This is a genomic window from Micromonospora globispora, from assembly GCF_003857015.1.
Classification (GTDB): domain Bacteria; phylum Actinomycetota; class Actinomycetes; order Mycobacteriales; family Micromonosporaceae; genus Micromonospora; species Micromonospora globispora.
Map to the genome: position 1 here is coordinate 1 of NZ_QGGF01000623.1, position 3,246 is coordinate 3,246.

Below are 3,246 nucleotides of genomic sequence, written 5' to 3' on the forward strand. Positions count from 1 at the left end.
CCTCGGCGCAGCGCCGAGGAGATCGAACGGTCGATGAGACCTGTGCTGGCGCTCATCGGGCCGGCCGGCTTAGTTGCTGGGTACGGTCGTTGACCCGCTTCCCGGCGCCGGCGCGCTTCGGCCGCGGCGCCCCGGGCGGCGTCACCACCCGGTACGCGGCGTAATGGTGCTTGTCCGCCTTGCCCACCCTGGCCATGTTCAGCACGCAGCCGAGGATGCGGACGGAGACCGAGTGCAGCGAACGGGCCGCCGCGGCGACCTGGCCGCGCGAGATCCGCCCCTGCTGGGCGACCAGCAGCGCGCCGTCGGCCTGCACGGCGACGACCACCCCGTCGGTGACGGCGAGCAGCGGCGCGGTGTCGACGACCACGATGTCCGCGGACTCGCGCAGGGCCAGCAGCAGGTCCGCCATCGCCTTGGAGCCGAGCAGTTCGCTGGGGTTGGGCGGTGCGGCGCCGCTGGGGAGCACCAGCAGCGACTTGTCGCCCCAGCGCTGGACCACGTCACCGACCTCCACGTCGCCGACCAGCACGTCGGTGAGGCCGACGCCGCCGTCGAGCCCCAGGTAGTCGGCGACCTTGGGCCGGCGCAGGTCCGCGTCGATCAGCAGGACGCGCCAGCCGGCCTCGGCCAGGGCGATCGCCGTGTTGCAGGCCAGCGTGGTCTTGCCCTCCCCCTGCAGGGCGCTGGTCACCGCGATGACCCGGGCCGGCTCGTGCACGTCGACGAACCGCAGGTTGGTCCGGAGCTTGCGCACCGCTTCGGCTCGCGCCGAGTTCGCCGCCTCGCCGACGATCAGCGGCGCGGACTTCGCATCGCTCTCGAAGGGGATCTCGGCGAGCAGCGGGCTGCCGGTGACCCGTTGCAGCGCGGCGGCGTCCCGCATCCGGACGTCGGCCGCCCCGCGAAGTACGGCCAGCGCCGCGCCGACCAGCAGGCCGATCAGCCCGCCGAGCGGCAGGTTCCGTTCGGGGCGGGGCGAGACGGGCGTGGAGCTGACCCGCGGGCCGCTTACCACCTCCAGCTTGATCGGTGCGGGCTTGCCGTCGGTTGGGGTCTCGACCTTCTGCACGAGGTCGACGAAGCGGGTCGCCAGCGTCTGGGTCAGCTTCAGCGCCCGGTTCCGGTCGGTGTCGGTGATCTCCGCCTTCAGCAGGACGCTCCCCTCCTCGGTGGAGGTGCTGATCCGCCGTTGGAGCTGGCCGGCGGTGAGGCCGAGGGGGTTCTCGGCCACCACGGACTGCGCCAGCCGGTCGCTGCCGAGCAGGTCGGCGTACGACTTGACGCGCTGCTGAAGGAAGAGGTTGCCCCGGTACGCGTCGGTGACGCCGGGGGTCGGCGTGGTCACGAAGAAGGTCACCGAGGCCTGGTACCGGGGCGGCGTGCGGACCGTGACGGCCATCGCGATGCCGACGCCGGCGACGAGGGTGAGCAGGACGATCCACCAGTGCCGGCGGATCAGGCGCAGGTTCTTACGCACGGTGATCGGGCCTCCCGCCCGCCGGGTCGGCCAGCCAGTGAAACTGCACAGGATCCCCCTCTGGTGTCGAAGACACGACCAACCGTCGCGAGGACTGGGTGGAAGCGACTAAAGGAATGTAGACGACATATAGGGCGCCATAGGGCGTAATCCACCACTACCGCACCCGACCGGGGGTCCGCCGGGATTCGGCGATCTGCACCGGAAGTGCTTCACCTCCACTCCGGTCGCCGGGACCAGCCCGCCCGGATAGGGTCGATCCAGGTGTGCCGGGAAGTCTGGTCGGCGATGGCCCTGCCGACCCCTGACGCCGAGGTGGACCCCGCATGACCGACCGCACCCCGCACCCGGACCAGCCCCGCCGGCCGCACCCGCTCCTCTCCCGCCGTTCCTGGCCCGAGGCGCGCTTCCTGGCCGACGTGCTGCGTACCGAGACGGTCGGTGGTGGGCTGCTGCTGCTCGGCGCCGTCGTCGCCCTGCTCTGGGCCAACTCCCCCTGGCGGACGGCGTACGCCGAACTCGGTCACTGGGTGCCGTGGCCCGGCGGGTCCGGCCTGCACCTGGATCTGAGCCTGGCCGCGTGGGCCGCCGACGGACTGCTGGCGATCTTCTTCTTCGTCGTCGGTCTGGAACTCAAGCGGGAGTTCCTCGCCGGCGACCTGCGTGATCCGCGGCGCGCCGCGCTGCCGGTGGTGGCCGCCATGGGCGGGATGGTGCTGCCGGCCCTCTGCTACGTCGCGGTGAACGCCGCGGCCGGCGGGGCGGGGCTGCGCGGCTGGGCCATCCCGACCGCGACGGACATCGCCTTCGCGCTGGCGGTGCTGGCGGTGGTCAGCTCCCACCTGCCGCAGGGACTACGGGCGTTCCTGCTCACCCTCGCGGTGGTCGATGACCTCTTCGCGATCATCATCATCGCGGTCTTCTACACCGCCGAGTTCCACCCGCTGCCGCTGCTCGGCGCGCTGCTGCCGATCGGATTCTTCGCCCTGCTCGTCCAACGGCGACGGACCTGGTGGTGGGCGCTCATCCCGCTCGCCGTGGTCACCTGGGCCCTGGTGCACGCCTCCGGGGTGCATGCCACGGTGGCGGGGGTGCTCCTCGGCTTCACCGTGCCGGTGCGGCCGGCCCGGGGCGGCGGACCCGGCCTGGCCGAGCGCCTGGAACACCGTTGGCGGCCGATCTCGGCCGGCTTCGCCGTGCCGGTCTTCGCGTTCTTCGCCGCGGGCGTGTCGCTGGTCGGGACCGACCTGGCCGGCGTCCTCACCGACCCGGTGGTGATCGGGGTGGTGGCCGGCCTGGTGCTCGGCAAGACGGTCGGCGTGTTCGGCTCGACCTACCTGCTCGCCCGGTTCACCCGGGCCGAACTCGACGGCGAGATCACCTGGGCCGACCTGTTCGGGGTGGCGCTGCTGGGCGGCATCGGGTTCACCGTGTCGCTGCTCATCGGGGAGTTGGCGTTCGGCGCGGGCAGCCCGGCCGACGGGAAGGTGAAGGTCGCCGTCCTGCTCGGCTCGCTGATCTCGGCCGTGCTCGCCTCGGCGGTGCTGCTGCGCCGCAACACGGTCCATCGCCGGATCGCCGAACGGGAGAGCCGCGACGCCGACGGCGACGGCGTACCGGACATCTACCAGGAGGATTCCGCGGACAGCGGCTGACCGGCGGGCCGTCCGGCGGCCGGAGCCCCGGACGGCCGGGCGGCTCAGCGCCGGTGCTCGGCCTCGCGCTCCTCCTCGGTCTCCTCCGTCTCGTACACCGCGTCGCTGTAC

At 72.6% G+C, this 3,246-nt stretch carries 2 protein-coding genes; one reads left to right on the plus strand and one right to left on the minus strand.

Annotated features, from left to right (window positions below):
* Positions 1-52: 52 nt before the first annotated feature.
* Positions 53-1,480, minus strand: coding sequence for a tyrosine-protein kinase domain-containing protein (locus tag DKL51_RS30935; RefSeq protein ID WP_243420774.1), 1,428 nt, complete (start codon positions 1,478-1,480; stop codon positions 53-55).
* A 326-nt stretch (positions 1,481-1,806) separates the two neighbouring features.
* Between DKL51_RS30935 and nhaA the strand changes: the two genes are divergently transcribed.
* Positions 1,807-3,135 (plus strand): Na+/H+ antiporter NhaA, encoded by a 1,329-nt coding sequence (nhaA, locus tag DKL51_RS30940; RefSeq protein WP_109947563.1) that lies wholly within the window; start codon positions 1,807-1,809, stop codon positions 3,133-3,135.
* Positions 3,136-3,246 lie beyond the last annotated feature (111 nt).